This window comes from Streptomyces sp. NPDC045968 (genome assembly GCF_056430475.1).
Genome location: NZ_JBWKLF010000001.1, coordinates 108501 through 130413, shown reverse-complemented (window position 1 = coordinate 130413; position 21913 = coordinate 108501). Strand labels below are relative to the sequence as shown.

Annotated in this window: 22 protein-coding genes and 1 tRNA gene; 13 read left to right on the top strand and 10 right to left on the bottom strand. The window is 71.1% G+C overall.

Going from position 1 to position 21913, the window contains the following annotated elements:
* Nucleotides 1-255: 255 nt before the first annotated feature.
* Nucleotides 256-567, top strand: coding sequence for a hypothetical protein (locus AC07FA_RS00520; protein WP_479072479.1), 312 nt, complete (start codon nucleotides 256-258; stop codon nucleotides 565-567).
* A gap of 63 nt (nucleotides 568-630) precedes the next feature.
* Here the strand turns inward: AC07FA_RS00520 and AC07FA_RS00515 are convergent, their stop codons facing one another.
* Complete coding sequence (locus tag AC07FA_RS00515; protein ID WP_479072478.1) at nucleotides 631-1299, bottom strand: RDD family protein; 669 nt, start codon at nucleotides 1297-1299, stop codon at nucleotides 631-633.
* An 87-nt stretch (nucleotides 1300-1386) separates the two neighbouring features.
* On the bottom strand, nucleotides 1387-3018 hold the full coding sequence (locus tag AC07FA_RS00510) for an RDD family protein (protein ID WP_479072477.1): 1632 nt from the start codon (nucleotides 3016-3018) through the stop codon (nucleotides 1387-1389).
* Nucleotides 3019-3242: 224 nt separating this feature from the next.
* Between AC07FA_RS00510 and AC07FA_RS00505 the strand changes: the two genes are divergently transcribed.
* Complete coding sequence (locus AC07FA_RS00505; protein WP_479072476.1) at nucleotides 3243-3725, top strand: SsgA family sporulation/cell division regulator; 483 nt, start codon at nucleotides 3243-3245, stop codon at nucleotides 3723-3725.
* 11 nt (nucleotides 3726-3736) lie between these two features.
* On the opposite strand, the gene AC07FA_RS00500 is transcribed toward AC07FA_RS00505, so the two are convergent.
* Nucleotides 3737-5104: an FAD-binding oxidoreductase gene (locus tag AC07FA_RS00500; RefSeq protein WP_479072475.1), complete on the bottom strand. Its 1368-nt coding sequence runs from the start codon at nucleotides 5102-5104 to the stop codon at nucleotides 3737-3739.
* 97 nt (nucleotides 5105-5201) lie between these two features.
* On the opposite strand from AC07FA_RS00500, the gene AC07FA_RS00495 reads away from it, so the two are divergent.
* Complete coding sequence (locus tag AC07FA_RS00495; protein WP_479072474.1) at nucleotides 5202-6866, top strand: tetratricopeptide repeat protein; 1665 nt, start codon at nucleotides 5202-5204, stop codon at nucleotides 6864-6866.
* Nucleotides 6867-6908: 42 nt separating this feature from the next.
* Here AC07FA_RS00495 and hppD read toward each other — a convergent pair whose 3' ends face one another.
* Nucleotides 6909-8054: a 4-hydroxyphenylpyruvate dioxygenase gene (gene hppD, locus AC07FA_RS00490; protein WP_479072473.1), complete on the bottom strand. Its 1146-nt coding sequence runs from the start codon at nucleotides 8052-8054 to the stop codon at nucleotides 6909-6911.
* Between the two features lie 140 nt (nucleotides 8055-8194).
* Here hppD and AC07FA_RS00485 point away from each other — a divergent pair, with 140 nt between their 5' ends.
* The 8 genes from AC07FA_RS00485 to AC07FA_RS00450 all read left to right on the top strand — a co-directional run bounded on the left by AC07FA_RS00485 (nucleotide 8195) and on the right by AC07FA_RS00450 (nucleotide 14645).
* Nucleotides 8195-8668 carry an Lrp/AsnC family transcriptional regulator gene (locus AC07FA_RS00485; protein ID WP_479072472.1) on the top strand — a complete coding sequence of 158 codons (474 nt, stop codon included), beginning with the start codon at nucleotides 8195-8197 and terminating at the stop codon, nucleotides 8666-8668.
* A 16-nt stretch (nucleotides 8669-8684) separates the two neighbouring features.
* On the top strand, nucleotides 8685-9332 hold the full coding sequence (locus tag AC07FA_RS00480; protein ID WP_479072471.1) for an ABC transporter permease: 648 nt from the start codon (nucleotides 8685-8687) through the stop codon (nucleotides 9330-9332).
* Entirely contained in the window at nucleotides 9325-10584 is a 1260-nt protein-coding gene (locus AC07FA_RS00475) for a betaine/proline/choline family ABC transporter ATP-binding protein (RefSeq protein WP_479072470.1), read from the top strand. The genes AC07FA_RS00480 and AC07FA_RS00475 overlap by 8 nt, the downstream gene beginning before the upstream one ends.
* A complete protein-coding gene (locus AC07FA_RS00470) occupies nucleotides 10581-11447 on the top strand; it encodes an ABC transporter permease (protein ID WP_479072469.1) in 867 nt (288 codons plus the stop codon). The genes AC07FA_RS00475 and AC07FA_RS00470 overlap by 4 nt, the downstream gene beginning before the upstream one ends.
* Nucleotides 11447-12430: a glycine betaine ABC transporter substrate-binding protein gene (locus AC07FA_RS00465; protein WP_479073401.1), complete on the top strand. Its 984-nt coding sequence runs from the start codon at nucleotides 11447-11449 to the stop codon at nucleotides 12428-12430. Before AC07FA_RS00470 ends, AC07FA_RS00465 begins: the two co-directional genes overlap by 1 nt.
* 76 nt (nucleotides 12431-12506) lie before the next feature.
* Complete coding sequence (locus tag AC07FA_RS00460) at nucleotides 12507-13088, top strand: ArsR/SmtB family transcription factor (RefSeq protein ID WP_479072468.1); 582 nt, start codon at nucleotides 12507-12509, stop codon at nucleotides 13086-13088.
* Nucleotides 13089-13101: 13 nt separating this feature from the next.
* Nucleotides 13102-13290 (top strand): hypothetical protein, encoded by a 189-nt coding sequence (locus AC07FA_RS00455; RefSeq protein WP_479072467.1) that lies wholly within the window; start codon nucleotides 13102-13104, stop codon nucleotides 13288-13290.
* 20 nt (nucleotides 13291-13310) lie between these two features.
* Complete coding sequence (locus tag AC07FA_RS00450; protein WP_479072466.1) at nucleotides 13311-14645, top strand: MFS transporter; 1335 nt, start codon at nucleotides 13311-13313, stop codon at nucleotides 14643-14645.
* On the opposite strand, the gene AC07FA_RS00445 is transcribed toward AC07FA_RS00450, so the two are convergent.
* The 6 genes from AC07FA_RS00445 to AC07FA_RS00420 form a co-directional block, all read right to left on the bottom strand.
* Complete coding sequence (locus tag AC07FA_RS00445; protein WP_479072465.1) at nucleotides 14575-15363, bottom strand: S16 family serine protease; 789 nt, start codon at nucleotides 15361-15363, stop codon at nucleotides 14575-14577. The genes AC07FA_RS00450 and AC07FA_RS00445 overlap by 71 nt on opposite strands.
* Nucleotides 15364-15439: 76 nt before the next feature.
* Entirely contained in the window at nucleotides 15440-16084 is a 645-nt protein-coding gene (locus tag AC07FA_RS00440) for an IclR family transcriptional regulator (protein WP_479072464.1), read from the bottom strand.
* A 457-nt stretch (nucleotides 16085-16541) separates the two neighbouring features.
* Nucleotides 16542-18323 (bottom strand): DEAD/DEAH box helicase, encoded by a 1782-nt coding sequence (locus AC07FA_RS00435; protein WP_479072463.1) that lies wholly within the window; start codon nucleotides 18321-18323, stop codon nucleotides 16542-16544.
* A 163-nt stretch (nucleotides 18324-18486) separates the two neighbouring features.
* Entirely contained in the window at nucleotides 18487-18855 is a 369-nt protein-coding gene (locus AC07FA_RS00430) for a type II toxin-antitoxin system death-on-curing family toxin (protein ID WP_479072462.1), read from the bottom strand.
* Complete coding sequence (locus AC07FA_RS00425) at nucleotides 18855-19052, bottom strand: Arc family DNA-binding protein (protein ID WP_479072461.1); 198 nt, start codon at nucleotides 19050-19052, stop codon at nucleotides 18855-18857. The genes AC07FA_RS00430 and AC07FA_RS00425 overlap by 1 nt, the downstream gene beginning before the upstream one ends.
* 33 nt (nucleotides 19053-19085) lie before the next feature.
* Nucleotides 19086-20558 carry an MFS transporter gene (locus tag AC07FA_RS00420; protein ID WP_479072460.1) on the bottom strand — a complete coding sequence of 491 codons (1473 nt, stop codon included), beginning with the start codon at nucleotides 20556-20558 and terminating at the stop codon, nucleotides 19086-19088.
* 214 nt (nucleotides 20559-20772) lie between these two features.
* Between AC07FA_RS00420 and AC07FA_RS00415 the strand changes: the two genes are divergently transcribed.
* Nucleotides 20773-20844, top strand: a tRNA-Cys gene (locus AC07FA_RS00415).
* 167 nt (nucleotides 20845-21011) lie between these two features.
* Nucleotides 21012-21911: a protein kinase family protein gene (locus AC07FA_RS00410; RefSeq protein WP_479072459.1), complete on the top strand. Its 900-nt coding sequence runs from the start codon at nucleotides 21012-21014 to the stop codon at nucleotides 21909-21911.
* The last annotated feature ends 2 nt before the right edge of the window (nucleotides 21912-21913 follow it).

Sequence of the window (21913 nt, the reverse complement as noted above, 5' to 3'; positions counted from 1 at the left end):
ATCTTGACTTGAACAGGCCAAGTGCACTATGCAGGAGACCCTTTCCGGTATCCGGACGTTCACCGGACGTCAACGGGCGCGTTGTTCCGCCCTGTTGCGAGGAACGTGACCCAGTGCGCCCCCCGTGCATCGGCACCGTGGGTTAGGTCACGCTTACTACCCGTTCCACTCGGGCATCCACCGTCGTAGAGTCGCTTGACAGTGCGACCGTGTTGAGAGACTGCCCCCATCGACGTCCCGAGGACGGATATCGCCATGCCGCATCCAACTGCCGCACAGCTCTCCTACGGTTCGGTCACCGTCGTCTTCTCGGCCCTCGCCATGCTGCTGGTCTCCCGCACGAGTTCGGTCGTCGGCGTGGCCGTCGTCTGTACCGCCGCGCTCGCGCTCGGCCTCCTGGTGGCCCTGGCCGTGCCCCTGCCGAAGCGCACCAGGGCGGCGCGGCCGAACGGGGCGGCGACACCGTCGGCCGCAGTCCGTACGCGACAGACATTCCACGGAAGCGCGGCGAAGGTCCCCGCGGCCCGCTCCGCCGAACGGGTCGAGGAACACTCGCTGCGCCGCTGAGTACGCCGGCCGCGCCGTGAGCACGAGGGCGTGGCGTGAGCACGAGGGCGTGGCGACCCGGAGCTACGAGACGGAAACCACGACCGTCTTGGCCGCCTTGTCCTGGAGACCCTGCCGGTAGGGCTTGTCCGTGAACATCAGCACGATGTTGATCAGCCACCACAGGCAGGGACAGCACAGCAGCGCCGGAAGCCACAGCACGACCGCGCGCATCAGCGCGGCGCTGGTGTCCGGCACCCTGCCGTCGTTGAGCATCGCCACGCGCAGCTTCAGCAGCCGCTTCCCGATCGTCCGGCCGTCCTTCTTGGTCAGATAGGTGTCGTACGCGACGTAGGCCACGAGACCGATCAGTGACCAGAGCAGCTGGTGCCCGGTGTACGAATTGCTGATGGCCGAGGAGAAGTCCTCGTCACCGCTGTCGTTCGTGACGTCGACCGCGCCCCCGAAGGGCAGCGAGATCAGATACAGCGGGATCGAGATGATGAGGAAGTCGATCAGGCGCGCCAGGATCCGCTTGCCCGGTTCGGCGAGCGGCGGCATACCTGCCAGCGGGTCGACCCCACCGTACTGACCGCCGTACTGGCCCGGATCGTACGGCGGCGGCGGAGGCGGCGGGGGCGGCACACTGCCGTAGGGGGAACCCCCGGACGGCGGCGTCGGCTCCTGCGGCTTCTTGAGGAACGGATCGTCGTCCTCGGGCGGCTGGCCGGGCGTCGGCTGGTCGTTACTCATGGGGGCAGTGCACCCCGGCCCACCCCCGCCCGCAACGGCTCAGGTGCGTTCGGGGGAAGGGCGGGACGAAGGGCGCGCGACGGGGCGTCAGCCCGCGACGAAGGTGCGGGCCGCCTTGTCGTGCCAGCACTGACGCCACGGACGGTCGATCAGACACCACAGCACATTGAGCACCCCGACGACGAGGATGCCGAGCACGCCGTAGACGAGCCAGCGGCGCAGCGCGGCCCCCACGGTGGGCGGGCCGTGGGACTCGATGTCGCGCACCTCCAGGCCGCAGAGCTTCTTGCCGAGCGTGCGTCCCCACTTGGCGGTGGGCAGCGCCTCAAGGAGGAAGCCGAGTACGAGGAAGGCGCCGAGCACCCCGCCGAACAGGCCGGCCGTCGTGGAGTCCACCAGCCAGACGGTGACCGTCTCGCCGGACTGCTTGGCGGCTTCGATCTTCCCGTCGATGTGGTCCATGGCCTGGGTGACGAGCGGGAAGCCGGCCGCGCCGACGACCGCGCCGAGCACGACGGTGTCCAGCAGCCGGGCGGCGAGCCGCTTGCCGAGCCCGGCGGGCCTGGCCGAGGTCTGGGCGCGGGCGAGCTGCTGGAAGTGGTCGTCGACGGGCGGCTTCCAGGGCACGACGGGCTGGTCGGACCGGGGGCCCTGGTGTGCCTGCTGGGGCTGGTGCTGCTGCTGGTGGGGCTGGTGTTGCTGCGGTGGGCGGGCCGCCTGCTCGGGCTGGGCGAGCTGGTGGACCTGCTGGGCCCAGGAGGCGGAGCCGCCGCCGGGGCCGGGGGTGAGGGGCGTGTGGAGCGCCGGGGGCACGGGGGCGGGGGCCGGTGCGGGGGCCGGTGCGGGGGCCGGTGCGGGGGCCTGGTGGTGGACCTGCGGGGGCTGCGCCGCCTCGGGCGGGCCCTGCCGCTGTGCGGGTGCGGCGGTCTGCGGGGTGGCGCCGGGGCCCACCGCGCGGATCGTCATCGTCCCGTCGGCAGGCGCGGGCCCGTTGCCGTGCGGCCGGTTCGGCCCGGCGCCGCCGCCCTGGCTTCCCTGGCCGCCCCGGCTTCGTCCCTGGCTTCCCGTGGCGCGGATCGTGACCGTCCCGTCGGCCGGCGGGCGCCCCGCGTCCGCTGCGGGACGGTCGGACCGGATGGCCGTCGTGCCGTCGGGGACGGGGGTGCCGCGGTCCCGCATACCGGGCAGCGCACCGCCGGTCGGGTCCTGCGCCGCGGGCCGACGGGGGTCGGCGGGTTCACGGTTGACCGGGGCGCGGTCGGGGGTACGTCCGTCCGGCGCCCCGTCCGCGGGAGTGCTGTCGTCGGGGGCGCCCTGTCCGCCACCCCAGGAGACGCGGCGGTCCCGGTCTCCGCCGAAGCCGGTCTGGCGGGAGGTGTCGGCCTGCCAGGCGGGCGCCGGCCCGGAAGGGCCTGCGGCGGCCGGCCGCCCACCGGGCCCCGTTTCGCCCCCGGTTCCGTGGACTTCGTCGACGTCGTCGACCTCGTCGAAGAAGACCGGTCCGGTCTCCTCCACCGAGGCCGCCCGCTGCCCCGGTTCGGCAGCCGTCTCGGCGGGCGGCGGCGCCGGGGCCGTCTCACCGTGCTGCGGCGCCGGCCGACTCGTACCGGGAACCCACGACGCGCCGTTCCAGTACCGGACGTACCCGGGAATGGAGGGGTCGGGGTAGTACCCCTCGCGGGGGCTGTCGTCACCGGGTGCCGGGGTTGGCGCGCTCATCACCGTGGTCCCGTATCTCTTCGAGGTCTCAGACCGTCCGTACAAGGGTCCACATCTATCAGACGGCCGCCCACCCCCGGGCCGGTCCCGGCGTTTGGACCTTCTTACGGGCACGGCTGAAGTTTTTTTGAGAAGTCGCGTAATAGGTGGCAGGGAGGGCGCTCTCTCCTTGTGCGGGCCGGTCACGGGACCGGCCTCCGAGCACCGGAAGGTCGTGCACTCTCATGCTGAACGTCGTGGAACGCGAGCTGGAACTGAAGCTTGTCCTGTCCCCCGAGCGCTCCATCCCCGTCCCCGCCCGGCTGAGCTACCGCACCACGGACCCGTACGCCGTGCACATCACGTTCCACATCGGCTCCGACACCCCCGTGCACTGGACGTTCGCGCGGGAGCTGCTGGTGGAGGGCGTGTTCCGGCCGTGCGGACACGGGGACGTACGGATCTGGCCGACGAAGATCGACGAACGCAACGTCATCTGCGTCGCCCTGACATCGCCCGACGGCAACGCCCTGCTGGAGGTGCCGTCCGCCGCGGTGGCCGCCTGGGTGGAGCGGACGCTGCGGGTGGTGCCGCCCGGGACCGAGAGCGAGCGGCTCGGCCTGGACGAGGCGCTCGCCGAGCTGCTCGCCCCGCTGCCCGCCGACGACCTGTGGCTGAGCGACCCGTGGTCCTCGGACGAGTCCCCGTCCCAGGACGGTGAGGTGTGACGGGACGGGGATCAGAAGAGCTTGCCCGGGTTGAGGAGCCCCAGCGGGTCGAACGCGGCCTTGATGCCGCGCTGCAACTCGACGCCGACCTCCCCCAGTTCCCTGGCGAGCCACTCCTTCTTCAGCACGCCGACGCCGTGCTCGCCGGTGATGGTGCCGCCCAGTTCGAGGCCGAGGGCCATGATCTCGTCGAAGGACTCGCGGGCCCGGCGGGACTCGTCGGCGTCGGTGTGGTCGAAGCAGACGACGGGGTGGGTGTTGCCGTCACCGGCATGGGCGCAGACGCCGATGGTGAGGCCGTACTTCTCGGCGATGGCGGCGGTCCCGTCGAGCATCGCGCCGAGCTTCGAGCGCGGTACGCACACGTCGTCGATCATCGTGGCGGACTTGATGGTCTCCAGGGCGGTGAGCGACATCCGGCGGGCCTGGAGGAGCATCTCCGACTCGGCGGCGTCCTCGGCCGGGACCACCTCGGTGGCTCCCGCGGCGGTGCAGAGCTCCCCGACGGCGGCGAGGTCGGCGGCCGGGTCCGGGGTGTCGAAGGCGCAGAGCAACAGCGCCTCGGTGGTTTCGGGGAGGCCCATGGCGGCCATCGCGTTCACCGCGCGGACCGTCGTACGGTCCATCAGTTCGAGGAGTGACGGGGTGTGGCCGCGTTCCATGATCCGGCAGACAGCGTCGCAGGCGGCTGCCGCGGAGGCGAACTCCGCGACCAGGGCGAGCTGCTGCGGCGGCTGCGGCTTCAGCGCGAGGACGGCCTTGACCACGATCCCGAGGCTGCCCTCGGAGCCGACGAAGAGCCGGGTGAGGTCGTATCCGGCGACGCCCTTGGCGGTGCGGCGGCCCGTGGTGAGCAGGCGCCCGTCGGCGAGGACGACGTCCAGGCCGAGCACGTACTCGGCGGTGACCCCGTACTTCACACAGCACAGCCCGCCGGAGGCGGTGCCGATGTTCCCCCCGATGGTGCACATCTCCCAGCTGGAGGGGTCCGGCGGATAGTACAGGCCGTGCTCGTTCACGGCGCGTGACAGAACGGCGTTGACGACGCCCGGCTCGACGACGGCGATCCGGTCGACCGGGCTGATCTCCAGAATCCGGTCCATCTTCACCAGGGAGAGCACGATGCAGCCCTCGGAGGCGTTGGCCGCCCCCGACAGGCCCGTGCGCGCGCCCTGCGGGACGACCGGGACGCGCAGTGCTGTCGCCGTGCGCATGACGTGCTGGACCTGCTCGACCGTGCGCGGGAGCACGACGACCGCGGGCGTGCCCGCGTCGCAGAAGCTCGCCATGTCGTGGGCGTACGCGGCGGTGACGTCGGGATCGGTGATCAGCGCCTCGGCGGGCAGACCGGCACGCAGCTGTTCGAGAAGATCGTCCATGATCCAAGACTGACACCCGGGGCCAATGGTGTGAACCCGTCTGCGGCAGCGTTCGCAAGGCGCGGTGTGCTCTTCGTACTGACGCAGAGTGATCGGTATGGATGCCATGCCGCAGCAGGACCCGGAATCCCGTCAGCCGCCCGAGCCCCATGCCTCCCCGCCGGGCGGGACCGCGCTCCCGCCGGAGGGCGCCACAGCCGTCGCACCGCCTCCCCCCACGCTGCGTACGACCCTGCGCAGAGCCGCGTTCGGCGCGGTGGCGGCTGCCGTGCTCGTGACGGGGGCGGTGGTGGCCGTGCCGGAGAACCGGAGCGGCGCCGGGCCCCGCGTGCCCGGCGCGGTCGAACGGGCCCAGAAGGCGACGACCGCCGGCTCCCCCGCCGCGCTCCCGGACCTCACGGCGCTGATCGGGGACCGGCGGAAGTGGGTGGCCGAGCATCCGAAGGACGCGCCGCAGTGGGCGGTGCTCGGTTCGGCGTACGTGGAGTGGGGGCGGCGCACCTCCGACGCGACGCACTACACCCAGGCGGAACAGGCGCTCCGGCGCTCGCTGGCCGCGCAGCCCGGCGAGCGCGGGAACGGGGAGGCGTGGGTGGGCCTGGCGGCGCTCGCCAACGCCCGGCACGACTTCCTCGCGGCGAAGAAGTGGGGCGAGACGGTACGGGCGCGGGAGCCGAAGTCCTGGCGGACGTACGAGGTCCTGATCGACGCCTACAACGGTCTGGGCGACTACAAGGCGGCCGGCGCGGCGACGGAGAAGTTCGGTCAGCTCCGCCAGGGGGTGCCCGCCCTGGCCCGGACGGCCCAGATGTACCGCGACAGGGGCTGGCGCGAGGACGCGCTCGCCACCGCCCGCGAGGCGGCGGACCGGGCGACCACCCCGGCGGAGAAGGCGGACGCCCTGCACCGGCTGGGCGATCTGGCCTGGGAGCGCGGCGAGCCGGGCGAGGCCGTGGCCCAGTACGACGCGGCCCTGCGCACCGACAGCGGCCACCACGCCTCGCACGCGGGCCGGGCGCGGGCGCTGGTGGCCCTGGACCGCACGGACGAGGCGCTGTCCGCCTACCAGACGGCGGTGGCGAAGCTCCCCCGCCCGGAGTACGTCCTCGAACTGGGCGAGCTGTACGAGTCCTTGGGCTTCGACGGCGACGCCCTCACCCAGTACACGAAGCTGCGCGAGATGGTGGCCCGGGCCAAGGCCGCCCGGGTGAACGAGAACCTGGTCCTGGCCCGCCTGGAGACGGACCACGGCGACCCGGCCAAGGCGGTGGAGCTGCTGCGCACCGAGTGGTCCGGCCAGCACCGCAGCGCGGCGGTGGCCGATGCCCTGGGCTGGGCGCTGCACCGCGCGGGCGACTCGGAACAGGCCCTGGAGTACGCCCGCAGGGCCATGGAGACGGGTGTCAGGAACGCCTCGTACGCGTACCACCTGGGCGTGATCGAACGGGAGCTGGCCCAGTACGGCGGTGCCCGCCGCCACCTGGAGGAGGCCCTGCGCACCAACCCGTCCTTCTCCCCGCTGGCCGCGCCCCTGGCGGAGAACGCCCTGAACGCCCTGGGCGCCCCGGCGGAGGGCGGCCCGCAGGACATGCAGCCCGCCCCGGCCCCGTCGCAGGAACCCGAGCCCGAGCCGGAGCCCGAGCCCACGGAGTCCGCCCCCGCTCCTTCGAAGACGCCGGAACCGGAACCCTCGAAGACGCCCGGGCCCTCGAAGCCGGCGGCCCCGGCCAAGAGCCCGGCCCGCCCTTCGGCGAGCGCCTAGACGCAGGGGAGGTGTGCGGCCCCCGCGGGGGCCGCGCACGGCCTAGAGGTTGCCGCGCTTCTCCTGTTCGCGCTCGATCGCCTCGAACAGGGCCTTGAAGTTGCCCTTGCCGAAGCCCATCGAGCCGTGGCGCTCGATCATCTCGAAGAAGACCGTCGGGCGGTCCTGGACCGGCTTGGTGAAGATCTGGAGCAGGTAGCCGTCCTCGTCGCGGTCGACCAGGATCTTCAGCTCGCGCAGGGTCTCGACCGGGACGCGGGTCTCGCCGGCCCAGTCGCCGAGCGTGTCGTAGTACGAGTCGGGGGTGTCCAGGAAGGACACGCCCGCCGCGCGCATCGAGCGGACCGTGGCGACGATGTCGTTCGTGGCCAGCGCGATGTGCTGGACGCCCGCGCCGCCGTAGAACTCCAGGTACTCGTCGATCTGCGACTTCTTCTTCGCGATCGCGGGCTCGTTGATCGGGAACTTGACCTTCAGCGTGCCGTCCGCGACGACCTTCGACATCAGGGCGGAGTACTCGGTCGCGATGTCGTCGCCCACGAACTCCTTCATGTTCGTGAAGCCCATGACCTTGTTGTAGAAGGCCACCCACTCGTTCATCCGGCCGAGCTCGACGTTGCCCACGCAGTGGTCGATGGCCTGGAAGGTGCGCTTGGCCGGCGGCTCGACGATCGGGTCCGCGGCGGCGAAGCCCGGCAGGTACGGGCCGTCGTAGCCGGTGCGCTCGACGAGGGTGTGGCGGGTCTTGCCGTACGTCGCGATGGCGGCCAGCACGACCGTGCCGTGCTCGTCCTTGACCTCGTACGGCTCGGTGATGCCACGGGCGCCGTGCTCCACCGCGTAGGCGTACGCGGCGCGCGCGTCCGGGACCTCGATGGCCAGGTCGACGACGCCGTCACCGTGCTCGGCGACGTGCTCGGCGAGGAAGCGTCCGTGGTCGGTGGACGCCTTGATGACCGAGGTCAGGACGAAGCGGGCCCCGCCGTTGGTGAGGACGTAACTCGCGGTCTCGCGGCTGCCGTTCTCCGGTCCGGAGTAGGCGACGAGCTTCATGCCGAACGCCGTCGAGTAGTAGTGCGCCGCCTGCTTGGCGTTGCCCACGGCGAAGACGACCGCGTCCATTCCCTTGACCGGGAAGGGGTCGGCCTGCCGTGCGGTGTCGGGGGTGGTGTGCAGAGTCTCAGTCATATCCGAAGGTTCTCCCCGCTTCGCAAGGTGCGCAATAGTTCGCGATCCGACTGGGCAATCTGCGCAGTGGGGGTGCCGTCGGCGGCGGTCATCTGTACATGATGACCATCGCCCACTCGACCCCTGCGGAGGCTCACACCATGGCGATCGACCGACTGGACGGACGGCTCATCGTGCTGCTGGCCCGGGAGCCCCGCATCGGGGTGCTGGAGGCGTCACGGCGTCTCGGGGTGGCGCGCGGGACCGTGCAGGCCCGGATGGACCGCCTTCAGGCGAACGGGGTAATTCGCGGCTTCGGCCCGGAAGTGGACCCGGCGGCGCTCGGCTACCCGGTCACCGCCTTCGCCACGCTGGAGATCAAACAGGGCCAAGGGGCGGATGTCCGGGCCCATTTGGGCAGCGTTCCCGAGGTGCTGGAGCTGCACACCACGACCGGGCACGGGGACATGCTGTGCCGGCTCGTCGCCCGCTCGAACGCGGATCTCCAGCGGGTGATCGACCTTGTTGTCGGATTTGATGGCATTGTCCGGGCCTCCACGGCGATCGTCATGGAGAACCCGGTCCCGCTCCGCATCATCCCGCTGGTGGAGCAGGCCGCGGAGGACACCGACTGAAACCGGGGAGTGACGGGTGAGCTTCTGGGAGTACCTGGGCAATCGGCACCAGCAACTGCTCACCGACGCGTTCCAGCACGTCAGCGCGGTCTTCCAGTGCATGGTCATCGCCACCGCGCTGGGCATCCTGATCGGTGTGGTCAGCTATCGGAGCGGCTGGGGCGGGTCCCTGGCCATCACCTCCACGGCGACGGTCCTCACCATCCCCTCCCTCGCCGCGATCGGTCTCCTGATCCCGCTGGTGGGACTGGGTGTGCCGCCCACCGTCATCGTGCTCACCCTGTACGGGCTGCTGCCCGTCGTCCGTAACTCCATCGTCGGGCTGCGCGGCGTCGATCCGTCCCTCGTCGACGCGGCGACGGGCATCGGGATGTCACGCATCGCACGGCTGTGGAAGGTGGAGCTGCCGCTCGCCTGGCCGCCGATCCTGACCGGTATCCGGGTCTCCACGCAGATGCTGATGGGGATCGCCGCCATCGCCGCGTACGCCTCGGGCCCCGGCCTCGGCAACGAGATCTTCCGCGGGATCGCCTCGCTGGGCAGCGCCAACGCGATCAACCAGGTCCTCGCCGGCACGCTCGGCATCGTCATCCTCGCCCTGCTCTTCGACGCCGCGTACGTCCTGCTCGGGCGGCTGACCATTCCTAGGGGTATCCGTGTCTGAGACCGCGACCGATGCCGAAGCCGGCAGGACGGCGACGTCCGGCGCCACGATCCAGCTGGAGAACCTGACCAAGACCTATCCCGGCAATCCCAGCCCCGCCGTGGACAACGTCTCGATGGAGATCAAGGCCGGTGAGACGGTCGTCTTCGTGGGGCCCTCCGGCTGCGGGAAGTCCACCACCCTGAAGATGATCAACCGGCTGATCGAGCCGACGTCCGGGCGGATCAGGATCAATGACGAGGACGTCACCGACATCGACCCGGTGAAGCTCCGCCGCAAGGTCGGGTACGCGATCCAGTCGTCCGGCCTCTTCCCGCACATGACGGTCGCGGAGAACATCGCGCTCGTACCGAAGATGGTCGGCTGGTCGAAGTCGCGGGTGAAGGACCGGGTGGAGGAGATGCTCGACCTGGTCGGTCTCGACCCCAGGGAGTTCCACGGGCGCTATCCCCGCCAGCTGTCGGGTGGTCAGCAGCAGCGGGTGGGGGTGGCGAGGGCGCTGGCCGCCGATCCGCCGGTGCTGCTGATGGACGAGCCGTTCGGCGCCGTCGACCCGATCACCCGTGACCACCTCCAGGACGAGCTGATCCGGCTCCAGCACGAGCTCCACAAGACGATCGTGTTCGTCACGCACGACTTCGACGAGGCGATCAAGCTGGGCGACCGGATCGCGGTGCTGCGGGAGCGTTCGCACATCGCCCAGTTCGACACACCCGAGGCGATCCTGACCAATCCGACGGACGACTTCGTCTCCGGCTTCGTGGGCGCGGGCGCGGCCCTGAAGCGGCTCAACCTCACGCGCGTACGGGACGTGGGCATCGCGGACTTCCCCACCGTGACGGTCGACGACCCGCTCCAGTCGATCTTCAACAAGCTGCGCGGCGGCCCGCACACCGAGCTGCTGATGCTGGACCGCAGGAACCGCCCGTACAAGTGGCTGCGGCGCGGTGACCTGATGCGGGCCCGCGGGTCCCTGGCCCGCGCAGGGCAGCTGGTGCACGACACGGTGACGCGGGACGCGACGCTGCACGACGCGCTGGAGGCGGTGCTGATCGACAGCGGCGGCCGGGTGGCGGTGACGGGGCGGCGCGGTGAGTTCATCGGTGTCGTCGACATGGTGACTCTCATGAACTCCGTGCAGGAGCTCCTGGAGGCCGACCGGCTCACCGCGATCGAGCACGAACACGATCTGGAGGAGCTGCGGGCCCACCGGACCGAACAGGAGCTGGAGGGTGGTGGCACCTCCGCATGACTCCCAGCCATCAGGTTCCGCCGGGGCGCGGGGCGCCGGAGACCCGGCCGCCCGGCGAGCACGACGTCGACGGCCATGCCTTCCGTGACGAGGAGGAAGATCCCGTCCCCGCCCCGGCCGGACCGGCGCGGCGGATCACCTGGCAGAAGCTGGTGGTGGTGCCGCTCGCCCTCGCGGTGGTCCTGGCCCTCACCTACGTGTGGATCACCAACGTCTCTCTCGACTCGATCGCGGAGAACTCGCTCTCGGGCGGCAATGTGCAGCTGCGGTGGTGGCAGCACGTCAGGCTGACCGCGATCTCCACCTTCTGGGTGCTGATCATCGCGATCCCGCTCGGCATCGCACTGACCCGGCGCGGATTGCGCAAGGGCGCCCCGGTGGTCACGGCCGTCGCCAACGTCGGGCAGGCCACCCCGGCGATCGGCCTGCTGGCGCTGCTGGTGATCTGGCTGGGCATCGGCCCGTCGACGGCGATCGTCGGGATGGTGATCTACGCCGTGCTGCCGGTGCTCTCCAACACGGTCGCCGGTCTCAGGTCGATCGATCCGACGCTGATCGAGGCCTCGCGCGGCATCGGGATGTCGGGCGTGGGCACGCTGACCAAGGTCGAGTTGCCGCTCGCCGTGCCGCTGATCCTCGCGGGGGTCCGGACGGCTCTGGTGCTCAACGTGGGTACGGCGACGCTGGCCACGTTCGGTGGCGGCGGCGGGCTGGGCGACCTGATCACCTCGGGCATCCAGACCCAGCGGATGCCGGTTCTGGTGCTCGGCTCCGTCCTCACGGTGGTGCTCGCGCTGCTGGTGGACTGGATGGCGTCGCTGGTCGAGGTGTCGCTGACGCCGCGTGGACTGGAGGCACCGTGATGGTGGGCCGCCGCAGGGCGAGGAGCGTGCTGGCAGGGATCGTGGTGGCGTCCGTGGTACTCGCCGGGTGCGGGCTGAAGAGCGGTTCGCCGATGGTGGACGAGGTGGAACCGGGCTCGGTCGGGGCGGGCGAACCGCTCAAGGGCGCATCCCTGACCGTCACCTCGAAGAACTTCAGCGAGAACATCATCCTCGGCCAGATGATCGGTCTGATCTTCAAGGCTGCTGGTGCGGAGGTCCTGGACCGGACGAACCTGCCGGGCTCGATCAGTGCGCGCGAGGCGATCATCCAGGGCGACGCCGATGCGATGTACGAGTACACGGGCACGGCCTGGATCACCTACCTCGGCCGTGCGAAGCCGATCGTCGACCCGTTGAAGCAGTGGGAGGCGGTCCGCGACCAGGACCGCCGCAACGGGGTGACCTGGCTGCCGCAGTCCACCCTCAACAACACCTACGCGCTGGCGATCAGCAAGAGGAACAACACGAAGTACAGGCTCAGGACGCTGTCGGACGTCGCCGAGCTGTCGAAGAAGGACCCGGGCGCGGTGACGGTCTGCGTGGAGAACGAGTTCGCCTCGCGCGACGACGGCCTGCCGGGCATGGAGAAGGCGTACGGCATGTCGATCCCGGCCGCCAGCATCCAGAAGATGGACGCCGGGATCATCTACACCCAGGTGTCCAAGTCCGACTCCTGTCTGCTCGGTGAGGTGTTCACCACGGACGGGCGGATCAGGGCGATGGACCTGGACGTACTGGAGGACGACAAGCACTTCTTCCCCAACTACAACGCGGCACCGGTCATCCACACGGCGACCTTCGAGAAGTACCCGGAGATCGCGGAGCTGCTCGACCCGCTCAGCAGGAAGCTGACGACGGAGGTGGCACAGGTGCTCAACGCCAAGGTGGACGTGGACGGGGAGGACCCGCACGAGGTGGCGAAGGACTGGCTGGTCGAGGAGGGGCTGATCACGAAGGGGTGAGCAGGGAGGCAGAGTTGCAAAGAAGTCATTGCAAAAAATGCTTGCAAAGATTCCTTTGCGACTCTACGGTAGGCCCATGCCCGAGATCCCGCAGGACAGAACCCACGAGCTCGACCCACGCACCCTGCGGGGGCTGGCCCACCCCCTGCGCATCCGCCTGCTGAGCAAGCTGCGCGCCGACGGCCCCGCCACCGCCTCGCAACTCGCCGCGATCCTGGGCGAGTCCAGCGGGGCGACCAGCTACCACCTGCGCCAGCTCGCCACGTACGGCTTCGTCGAGGACGCCCCCGAGCACGGCAAGGGGCGTGAACGCTGGTGGCAGGCGGCCCACGAGTCCATCCGGTTCAACTCCGAGCTCCACACCAACGACGACCCGACAGTGCGGGGCGCCGCGAACCTCTTCACCCACGAGGTCGCCTCCCTCCACACTCAGGAACTCAACACGTTCATCGGCACCATGGGCGACTGGCCGGACTGGGCCGACGCCCACGACCTCAGCGACTGGACGCTTCGGCTCACGCCGGAACTCGCCATGGAACTGGACTCCAAGGTGCACGAGCTGATCAACAGCTACCGGGAGCGGGAGGTGGCCCCCGGCACCGAGGGGTCCGCCAAGGTCCGCTTCCACCTGCACGCCTTCCCTCGCACGTCCGACTGAAGGGAACACCGCCATGCACCCCGACATCCACCTCCGGATACACACCTACCGCTCCGCCGAACTGCGTCACGAGGCGGCGGAGATCCGACCGGAGGCCAGGCACCTGCGGACCCAACTGGGCTGGGCACTCATCGAGTTCGGCCTGCGACTCACCCAGGAGCGCCCCGCCCGCGCGGCAGTGCGCGCGCCTCGCACGGCATAACCACGACCCGGGGGGATTCCATGGGCCACCGCACACCACTGACCGCCGTACTCGCCGCCAACTCCATATCCACCGCGGGCACTTCGCTCACCCTCATCGGCGTCCCCTGGTTCGTCCTGGAGACCACGGGCAGCGCGGGCCGGGCCGGTGTCGTCGCCTTCTGCGCGACCCTGCCGATCGTCGTCGCCGCGCTGATCGGCGGTCCCGTCATCGACCGGATCGGCCGCCGCCGGGTCTCCGTCGCCTCGGACGCCATCTGCGGTACGGCCATCGCCACCATCCCGCTGCTCCACTACGCGGGAGCGCTCGAATTCTGGATGCTGTGTGCGCTGATGGCTCTCAACGGCCTGGTCCACACGCCGGGCAACACGGCACGCTACGTCCTCGTCCCCGACCTCGCGGAGCACGCGGGCACCACGCTCGCCCGCGCCGCCAGCCTCTTCGACGCCGTGTCGCGCGGCGCCCGGATGGTCGGGGCCGCGCTGGCCGGTGTGCTGATCTCGCTCGTCGGCGCCGAGACCGTGCTCCTGCTGGACGCGGCGACGTTCATCGTGTCCGCGCTGCTGGTCGCGGCAGGGGTACGAGGGGTCCGGGCGGCCGAACCCCGCAAGGCCGCGGCCCCGGTGTCGCTGCGCGCGTACCGTGCCGAACTCCGCGAGGGATACGCCTACTTGCTGGGCAACCGGTTGCTGCTCGCCGTCGTGGTCATGGTGATGTTCATGAACGGCACCGACCAGGGCTGGAACGCCGTCCTGCTGCCGGTGCACGCCGAGGGCGAGCTGGGCGGGTCCACCGATCTCGGCCTGCTCACCGCCCTGTTCGGTGCGGGCGGGCTGACGGGAGCGCTGCTGTACGGGGCCGTGGGGCACCGTTTCTCACGGCGGACGGTGTTCACCGTGTGCGTGATCCTGTGCGGAGCACCGCGGTTCGCGGTCGCCGCGCTCACGAGTACGACGCTGCCGCTGGCCGTCACGATGGCACTGGGCGGGGTGGCGGGCGGGATGCTGAACCCGATCCTGACCACGATGACGTACGAACGCGTCCCCGAGGAGCTGCGCAGCCGGGTCTCCGGCGCGCTCACCGCGGGCTGTGAACTCGCCATGCCGGTGGGCGGTCTGGCGGCCGGCCTGCTGGTCGAGGGCCTGGGGGCGGCGGGAGCGCTGCTCGCGATGGGCGGGGTGTACTTCCTGGCGACGCTGAGCCCGCTGGTCTTCCCCGCCTGGCGCACGATGGAGGAGCCGGACCGTACGAGGGAGCTGCCGGAAGCCGCCGCCCGGAAGGGCGTCAGCAGGCCGGGACCTCGCCCCCCTTCTCCAGCGCCCGCAGAGAGGACACCGCGCCGCTCAGCGTCGTGACCGGGATCAGCCGCAGGCCCTTCGGCAGCTCCGCCTCGGCCTCCCTGCACTCGGCCTTCGGCACGAGGAAGACCGTGGCCCCGTCCCGGCGGGCCGCCTGAGTCTTCAGGGACACACCGCCGACGGCGCCGACCTTGCCGTCGGCGGTGATCGTGCCGGTACCGGCGACGTTGCGGCCGCCGGTGAGATCGCCGCCGGAGCCGTCGCCCTCCAGCTTGTCGATGATGCCGAGCGAGAAGAAGAGCCCGGCGCTCGGCCCGCCCACGTCGGCGAGGTTCAGGGTGACGTCGACGGAGCCGGGGGCCTTGCCGAGGTACGTCAGGGCCGCGTCGACGGCGACGTCCTGCGACTCCTTCATGTCTTCGAGGTTGTGCCGCTCGATCTCCTTCTCGGAGCCGCCGGTCGGGTAGACGGCGTCGCGGGGCATGACCGCCCGGTCCGTCCTGAACCAGCTGTCGATCACGTCACCGATACCGACATCGGCGGTCGGCCCGGTCGCGACGATCGTGGTCATCCGGAGCTGACCGTCGGTGGTCCGGGTCGGCGTGCCCTTGATGGTGATCACCGGTTTCCCCTGGTCCTTCCCGAGGACGTCCGCGGTCAGCCCCGGCTCCGCCAGGGTGAACGGCAGCGGTGCGAAGGCGGCCGTACCGAATACCGCGAGGACGGGCAGCGCGCAGAGGGCGAGAGCGCGGGGGCGCGAGAGACGAGAGAGCACCCGCCCAATCTATCTGCCCCCCTCTGTCCTCCACCGCCTCTGTCCTCCCTCGCCGGGCGGGCACGGCAGGACCCCGTCACCGCAGGGCGTCCGCCACCTCCCGGGCGGCGTCCAGCACACGAGGACCCACCCTTTCCGGTACGGCGTCCGCGAGCATCACCACGCCGACGCTGCCCTCCACCCCCGAGACCCCGACGAGCGGCGCGGCCGCCCCGCTCGCGCCGGCTTCGAGCTCGCCGTGCGTGAGGGTGTAGCCGGGGTGGTCCGGCGCGGTCTGCTGCCGGGCGGCGAGGATCGCCCGGCCGGCCGCTCCCCGGTCCAGCGGGTGCCGGAAGCCGGCGCGGTAGGCCACGTGGTAGTCGGTCCAGGTGGGCTCGACGACCGCGACGGCGAGGGCGTCGGTGCCGTCGACCAGCGTGAGGTGGGCGGTGGCCCCTATGTCCTCGGCCAGCGAACGCAGCGCGGGCAGCGCGGCCTCCCTGACGAGCGGGTGCACCTGACGGCCCAGTCGGAGCACGCCCAGGCCCACCCTGGCCCGGCCGCCGAGATCGCGGCGTACCAGTGCGTGCTGTTCGAGTGTGGCGAGCAAACGGTAGACCACGGTGCGGTTGACGCCGAGTTTGTTGGACAACTCGGTGACGGTCAGGCCGTGGTCGGTGTCGGCGAGCAGCTTGAGGACGCGCAGTCCTCGGTCGAGCGTCTGGGATGTCTCCGCGGTCACGACGCCCTCTCCTCTTGGTGAGTGGCGGCGGCTCTCTCGCCGAAGTCGCGGCACCGGTCCCAGCGGCGACGCACCGAGAGGCCGCCGGCTGGCCATGGCACCGGCTGCGCTCCGCGGCGGCGTTGCCACGGGGCGTTCATATGGCCGGGACAGTAGCGAGCCAGTCCGCTCAGCGGAAGACCTCGTCCAGAATCCGGGCGTCTGCGGAAACCCCCGTACGACCGCCGGGCATAACCGCCGGTCAGCGGGGCACCGTCCGGAACCCGGACATCTACGCGCGTCCTGGTCGGGCGACTCGTCCGCCACGCTCCGTATACGGCTTGTGTACCACATGTGAACCAGCGTTAACAGGCCGTAAACAATCAGCCAAAATTTTTCCAAGAAAGCAACCGGCCCGGGTCAGGAGCGGTGCTCCTGCCCGGGCCGGCGGCGGTACGCGCAGGGCGCGGCGCCCCACTCACGTCATACGGGTGGCCCACTCCTGGACCTTCTTGATCCGGTCCTGGATCTGCCCGGCCGTCGCCTCGGCGCTCGGCGGTCCGCCGCACACCCGGCGCAGCTCGGTGTGGATCACGCCGTGCGGCTTGCCGCTCTGGTGCGTGTACGCCGACACCATCGTGTTGAGCGACTTCCGCAGCCCGAGGAGCTGCTTGTGGGTGACGACCGGCCTCGACTCGGCGGGCTTCTCCAGCAGGTCGGCCTCCTCGGCCGGCTTCTGGCGGCTGTGCGCGATCTGCCGGGTCTGCCGCTTCTGGAGCAGCAGCTGCACCTGGTCGGGTTCGAGCAGCCCCGGGATGCCCAGGTAGTCCTGCTCCTCCTCGCTGCCCGGGTGCGCCTGCATGCCGAATTCGGCACCGTCGTACAGCACCCGGTCGAAGACCGCGTCGGACTCCAGCGCCTCGAAGGGCAGCTGCTCCTCGGTCTCCTCGTCCTCCAGCTTCTCCGCGTCGGAGAGGAGCTTGTCCTCCTCGGCGAACGGGTTCTCCTCGTCACTGCCCTTCTTGGGCTTGTCGAGGACGTGGTCCCGCTCGACCTCCATCTCGTTGGCGAAGTCGAGGAGCATCGGAATGGTCGGTACGAAGACGGAGGCGGTCTCGCCCCGGCGCCGCGAGCGCACGAAGCGCCCGACGGCCTGTGCGAAGAAGAGGGGCGTCGAGATGGTGGTGGCGTAGACGCCGACCGCGAGGCGCGGCACGTCGACGCCCTCCGACACCATCCGCACCGCGACCATCCACCGCGATTCGTCCGCGGCGAACTGGTCGATCTTCTTCGAGGCGGCCTTCTCGTCGGAGAGGACGACGGTCGCCTTCTGGCCGGTCACCTTCTTCAGGATCTTGGCGTACTCGCGGGCCGACTCCTGGTCGGTCGCGATGACGAGCCCGCCCGCGTCGGGGATGCCCTTGCGCACCTCGGTCAGCCGCTTGTCGGCGGCCGAGAGCACATTGGGAATCCAGTCCCCGGTGGGCGAGAGCGCGGTGCGCCACGCCTGCCCGATGGCGTCCTTGGTCATCGGTTCGCCGAGCCGAGCGGCGATCTCGTCACCGGCCTTGGTGCGCCAGCGCATGTTGCCGCTGTAGCTGAGGAAGATGACCGGGCGCACGACACCGTCGGCGAGGGCGTTGCCGTAGCCGTACGTGTAGTCGGCCGAGGAGCGCCGGATTCCGTCGTTGCCCTCCTCGTACGCCACGAAGGGGATCGGGTTGGTGTCGGACCGGAAGGGCGTCCCGGTGAGCGCGAGCCGCCGGGTCGCCGGGTCGAACGCTTCCTGGCAGGCCTCGCCCCAGGACTTCGAGTCACCGGCGTGGTGGATCTCGTCGAGGATCACGAGGGTCTTGCGCTGCTCGCACCGGTTGCGGTGCAGCATCGGCCGGACGCCGACACCCGCGTACGTGATCGCGACCCCGTGGTACTCCTTGCTCACGGGGCCCGCGCTGTACTCGGGGTCGAGCTTGATCCCTATCCGGGCCGCGGCCTCGGCCCACTGCTTCTTGAGGTGCTCGGTCGGCGCGACGACGGTGATCTGCTGGACGACATGGTGATGCAGCAGCCACGAGGCGAGGGTCAGCGCGAAGGTGGTCTTCCCTGCGCCGGGCGTCGCGACCGCGAGGAAGTCGCGCGGCTGCTCCTGGATGTACCTCTCCATGGCGCCCTGCTGCCAGGCTCGCAGCTTGCCGGCCGTACCCCAGGGGGCGCGGCCGGGAAAGGCGGGTGAGAGGTGGTGGGAGGCGGTAGTAGTCACGGTCTCCGGTTCGGGTCTCTCGGGTACGTGGGGCGCTGTCCGCGGGGCTCGCACAACCTCGTACGAGATACGACAACCGGGCCACCTTACCGGGGGCCCGGCCGGAACCCCGTACGAACGAGCCGTGGTTCGGCGTCGCTGAGACCCTCTTCACAGGAAACGTCTACGCCGCGAACCGAGGCAGCTGCTCCGCAATCTTGGCCATGTCCATGACCCCCTGACAGACGTCCAGGACGAACTGTTCGGCCTCGTCCACATCAAAGTCCGCGCTCAGCGGGTGCCCGTTGATGTGCAGAAAGACCCAGGTGGCATACCAGGCGATACGCTTGTTTCCATCCACCAGCGCATGGTTGCGGGCCAGGGACTCCATCAACGCCGCGGCCTTCTGCCACACATCCGGATAGGCGTCCTGACCGAACACGCTCGACTGCGGGCGGGCGAGTGCCGAGTCGAGCAGCCCGTAGTCGCGCACCTCGGCAGTCCCGAGGCGCTGCGCGAGGATGAGCAGCTCGGGGAGTGTCAAGTACTTCATCAGGCAAGCCTCCGGTTGAGCTCCTCACTCACCTTCAGCACATGGTCCGCCGCCTCGTTGAAGAGGCGCGAGTGTTCGTTTATAGCGGTGATCACCGCGTCATGGGCGAACGCCTGCATGCTGCGCCCCTCCGACTCGGCACGCGCTCGCAGTGCGTCCAGCTCTTCCTCGGTGAACCGCAGATTCAGACCAGCCATGAGGTAAATGGTACCGCGTGGTACCACTTGGTGTTACACCTTTGTCCGCACCCGCGCCGCCACCCACGCCCCTGCCAGCGCCACCCCCGCCATAGGCAGGAACACCGCCACGAAGGCGCCCGGATGCGAGCCCGCGCCCCCCGCCCCCGCCTCGTGCACCGCCGCGCCCAGCGCTCCTCCGCCGAGCGCCGCGAACGCGGCCCCGCCGCCCGCGAGCAGCAGCACGTTGGACAGCCCGTCCGAGATCTGGAGGGCCGCCGAGTTGGCTCCGGCCTCCTCCGGCGCCGACAGCTTCAGCAGCAGCACGCTGGTCGACGCGATCACCATGCCCATGCCGAAGCACCCGAAGGCCCAGGCCACGGCGACGATCCAGACCGGTACGCCCTGGATCAGTACGGTGGGCGCCGCCGCGATCGACAGCGCGACGAGCACCATGCCGGCCACCATGAGCGGTTCCCGGTGCTGCTCAAGGCGCGGGCGCGACTGCATGTACGAGCCGAGCGCCCACGTCGCACCGCCGACGGCCAGCGAAAGGCCGGCCATCGTCGGGGTCAGCCCGCGCTGCGTCACGAGCATCAGCGGTACGAAGGACTCGGCGGCGATGAACGACCCGGCCGCGACCCCGCGCAGCAGCACCACCGCGGGCAGCCCCCGCGCCGCCCGTACGGTGCCGGGCGGCAGCAGTCCGCGTACGGCGGGTACGAGCAGCGCGACCCCGACCGTGGCCGGGAGCAGGGCGAACCAGTTCAGCTCCTGGCCTGCGTACTGGAGCAGCCCCGCACCCACCGAGATGCCGAGCGCGAGCCGGATGCGTCGCCGGTCGAACGGCTCCGCGCCCGTCGAACCGCCGGCGGGTCCCGCCGCCATCCGCCGGATCGCGGGCAGCGCGAGGGCCAGCGGGAAGACGATGAGCACGGGGATGCCGACGAAGACCCACCGCCACCCGAGGTGCTCGGTCACGGTCCCGGAAGCGAGCGGGCCGACGACGGAGGGGATCACCCAGCTCGCCGCGAAGGCGGCCATGATCGCCGGTCTGATCCGCTCGGGGTAGGCCCGGCCGATCACCACGTACAGCGCCACGATCACCAGCCCGCCGCCGAGCCCCTGGACGGCCCGCCCGGCGATGAACATCCACATGCTCCCCGCGGTCCCGGAGAGCAGGAGCCCGGCCGCGAAGGAACTGATCCCGGCGGCGAGCGGCCCCAGCGGCCCGCGGCGGTCGGCCCACTGGCCCGAGAGCACCATGGCGAAGAGGCTGGTGGTGAAGTACGCGGAGAACGCGAACGCGTACAGCGGGATGCCGCGCAGTTCGCGCGCCGCGACCGGCATGGCCGTCCCGACCGCGGTGGCCTCGAAGGCGATGAGGAGCACGACGGAGACGATGCCGATGCTGAGCGCCCGGTGGGTCCGCCCGAGCACGCCCTCGCGTTCCTCTTCGCTCTCGACGACGACGGGGGGCTCGGGGAGTGGCGAGACGTCGGCGTCGCGCGGTTCGAGGGCGGTCATGGGCCAAGAGTAAGGGGCAAGATCCTGTTTGGCCCCTGTCGGAGGGCGGGCTCCGCGCTCGTCCCTTGGTCGTAGGTCCGCGGCCCGGGCCACACCCCGGCCGCGCCCGGTCATGAACGGCGTATGGCAGTCGTGTTGCGGGGCCGCCGGGCCCCTTGAACGCCCCGCACGGCCGCCCTAACGTCGTCAGGGCAAGGACGGAAACACCACACCCGACCGTGTGCCCGAGAGGCTCAGGGGCTCGACTGCAACTCGAGTTACACCGGTTCGAATCCGGTCACGGTCTCCGTACGCCACCGCCCGCCCCTCACACCGGGGGCGGGCGGTCGCGTTTACGGGCGAAGGCGGCCGCGCTCGGGGCTCGGCGCTCGGCGCTCGGCCGCGAAGGCTCCGGAATCGATCACTGAGTAGGCTTCCCCCTGTTCCGATGACGTCCGGGGGGATTTCCGTTCCATGCAGTTGCCGCACCTCGCTCCGTCCCGGCGGATCGGCCCCTACCTCGTCGTCGCACGGCTGGACCCGACGGGCCCCGGCGCCGCCGCCGTCCCCGAACAGCGCTTCATCGCCCGCACCGCGGACGGGGACCGGACCGCGCTGGTGAGCGTGCCGCTCCCCGGCACCGATCCGGGCAGGTTCCTCACCGAGGCGCAGGCCGCCCGGTATCTGCTCGGCCCGTGGGCCGCCCCCGTCACCGAGCACGCGGAGTACGGCGCGACCGTGTGGTGCGCGCGCCCGTACGTCCCCGCACTCCCCCTCCCGACGGCCCTGGCCGTCAACGGAGGGCCGCTGCCCGAGGAGACGCTGCGCGTCCTGGGCCGCTGTCTCGCCGAGGCGCTGGCCACCGCCCACGCGGCCGGGACGACCCACGCCGGGGTGTCACCCGCCGCCGTGCTGCTGGCCGGTGACGGCCCCCGGCTCACGTGCTTCGGCGCCGCGCGCGCCGCCGCCGAGGACGGCACGGCCCGGTCGGGCCTTCCCGGCCTCGACCCCGGCAGCCTCCCGCCCGAGCAGGCCGCGGGCGGGCGCCCCCGGCCGCCGGGTGACGTCTACGCCCTGGGCGCGGTCCTCGCGTACGCGGCCACCGGCCACACCGTCCCCGACCGGGACGAACTCCCCCTCCTGCTGCGTTCGCTCGTGTCCGCCTGTCTCTCCCGCGACCCCGCGGCCCGCCCCCGGGCGACCGACGTCCTGGAGGCACTCGCACCGCAGGCGGCCGCGGCCCCCGTCGCCACCGTCCTGGAGACGGGACCCGAGGCGGGCGCGCTACGGCTGCCCGGCCGGGTGGTCGCGGCGATCGCCCGGCAGTCCGCGGAGATCCTCGCAGCCGACGTACGACCTCCCCTCGGAGCCTGACC

What these genes read in the sequence shown, in the direction of transcription:
- AC07FA_RS00520 (WP_479072479.1), top strand. Translation starts at nt 256, where the DNA reads ATGCCGCATCCAACTGCCGCACAGCTCTCCTACGGTTCGGTCACCGTC.
- AC07FA_RS00515 (WP_479072478.1), bottom strand. Translation starts at nt 1,299, where the DNA reads ATGAGTAACGACCAGCCGACGCCCGGCCAGCCGCCCGAGGACGACGAT.
- AC07FA_RS00510 (WP_479072477.1), bottom strand. Translation starts at nt 3,018, where the DNA reads ATGAGCGCGCCAACCCCGGCACCCGGTGACGACAGCCCCCGCGAGGGG.
- AC07FA_RS00505 (WP_479072476.1), top strand. Translation starts at nt 3,243, where the DNA reads ATGCTGAACGTCGTGGAACGCGAGCTGGAACTGAAGCTTGTCCTGTCC.
- AC07FA_RS00500 (WP_479072475.1), bottom strand. Translation starts at nt 5,104, where the DNA reads ATGGACGATCTTCTCGAACAGCTGCGTGCCGGTCTGCCCGCCGAGGCG.
- AC07FA_RS00495 (WP_479072474.1), top strand. Translation starts at nt 5,202, where the DNA reads ATGGATGCCATGCCGCAGCAGGACCCGGAATCCCGTCAGCCGCCCGAG.
- hppD (WP_479072473.1), bottom strand. Translation starts at nt 8,054, where the DNA reads ATGACTGAGACTCTGCACACCACCCCCGACACCGCACGGCAGGCCGAC.
- AC07FA_RS00485 (WP_479072472.1), top strand. Translation starts at nt 8,195, where the DNA reads ATGGCGATCGACCGACTGGACGGACGGCTCATCGTGCTGCTGGCCCGG.
- AC07FA_RS00470 (WP_479072469.1), top strand. Translation starts at nt 10,581, where the DNA reads ATGACTCCCAGCCATCAGGTTCCGCCGGGGCGCGGGGCGCCGGAGACC.
- AC07FA_RS00465 (WP_479073401.1), top strand. Translation starts at nt 11,447, where the DNA reads ATGGTGGGCCGCCGCAGGGCGAGGAGCGTGCTGGCAGGGATCGTGGTG.
- AC07FA_RS00460 (WP_479072468.1), top strand. Translation starts at nt 12,507, where the DNA reads ATGCCCGAGATCCCGCAGGACAGAACCCACGAGCTCGACCCACGCACC.
- AC07FA_RS00455 (WP_479072467.1), top strand. Translation starts at nt 13,102, where the DNA reads ATGCACCCCGACATCCACCTCCGGATACACACCTACCGCTCCGCCGAA.
- AC07FA_RS00450 (WP_479072466.1), top strand. Translation starts at nt 13,311, where the DNA reads ATGGGCCACCGCACACCACTGACCGCCGTACTCGCCGCCAACTCCATA.
- AC07FA_RS00430 (WP_479072462.1), bottom strand. Translation starts at nt 18,855, where the DNA reads ATGAAGTACTTGACACTCCCCGAGCTGCTCATCCTCGCGCAGCGCCTC.
- AC07FA_RS00425 (WP_479072461.1), bottom strand. Translation starts at nt 19,052, where the DNA reads ATGGCTGGTCTGAATCTGCGGTTCACCGAGGAAGAGCTGGACGCACTG.
- AC07FA_RS00420 (WP_479072460.1), bottom strand. Translation starts at nt 20,558, where the DNA reads ATGACCGCCCTCGAACCGCGCGACGCCGACGTCTCGCCACTCCCCGAG.
- AC07FA_RS00410 (WP_479072459.1), top strand. Translation starts at nt 21,012, where the DNA reads ATGCAGTTGCCGCACCTCGCTCCGTCCCGGCGGATCGGCCCCTACCTC.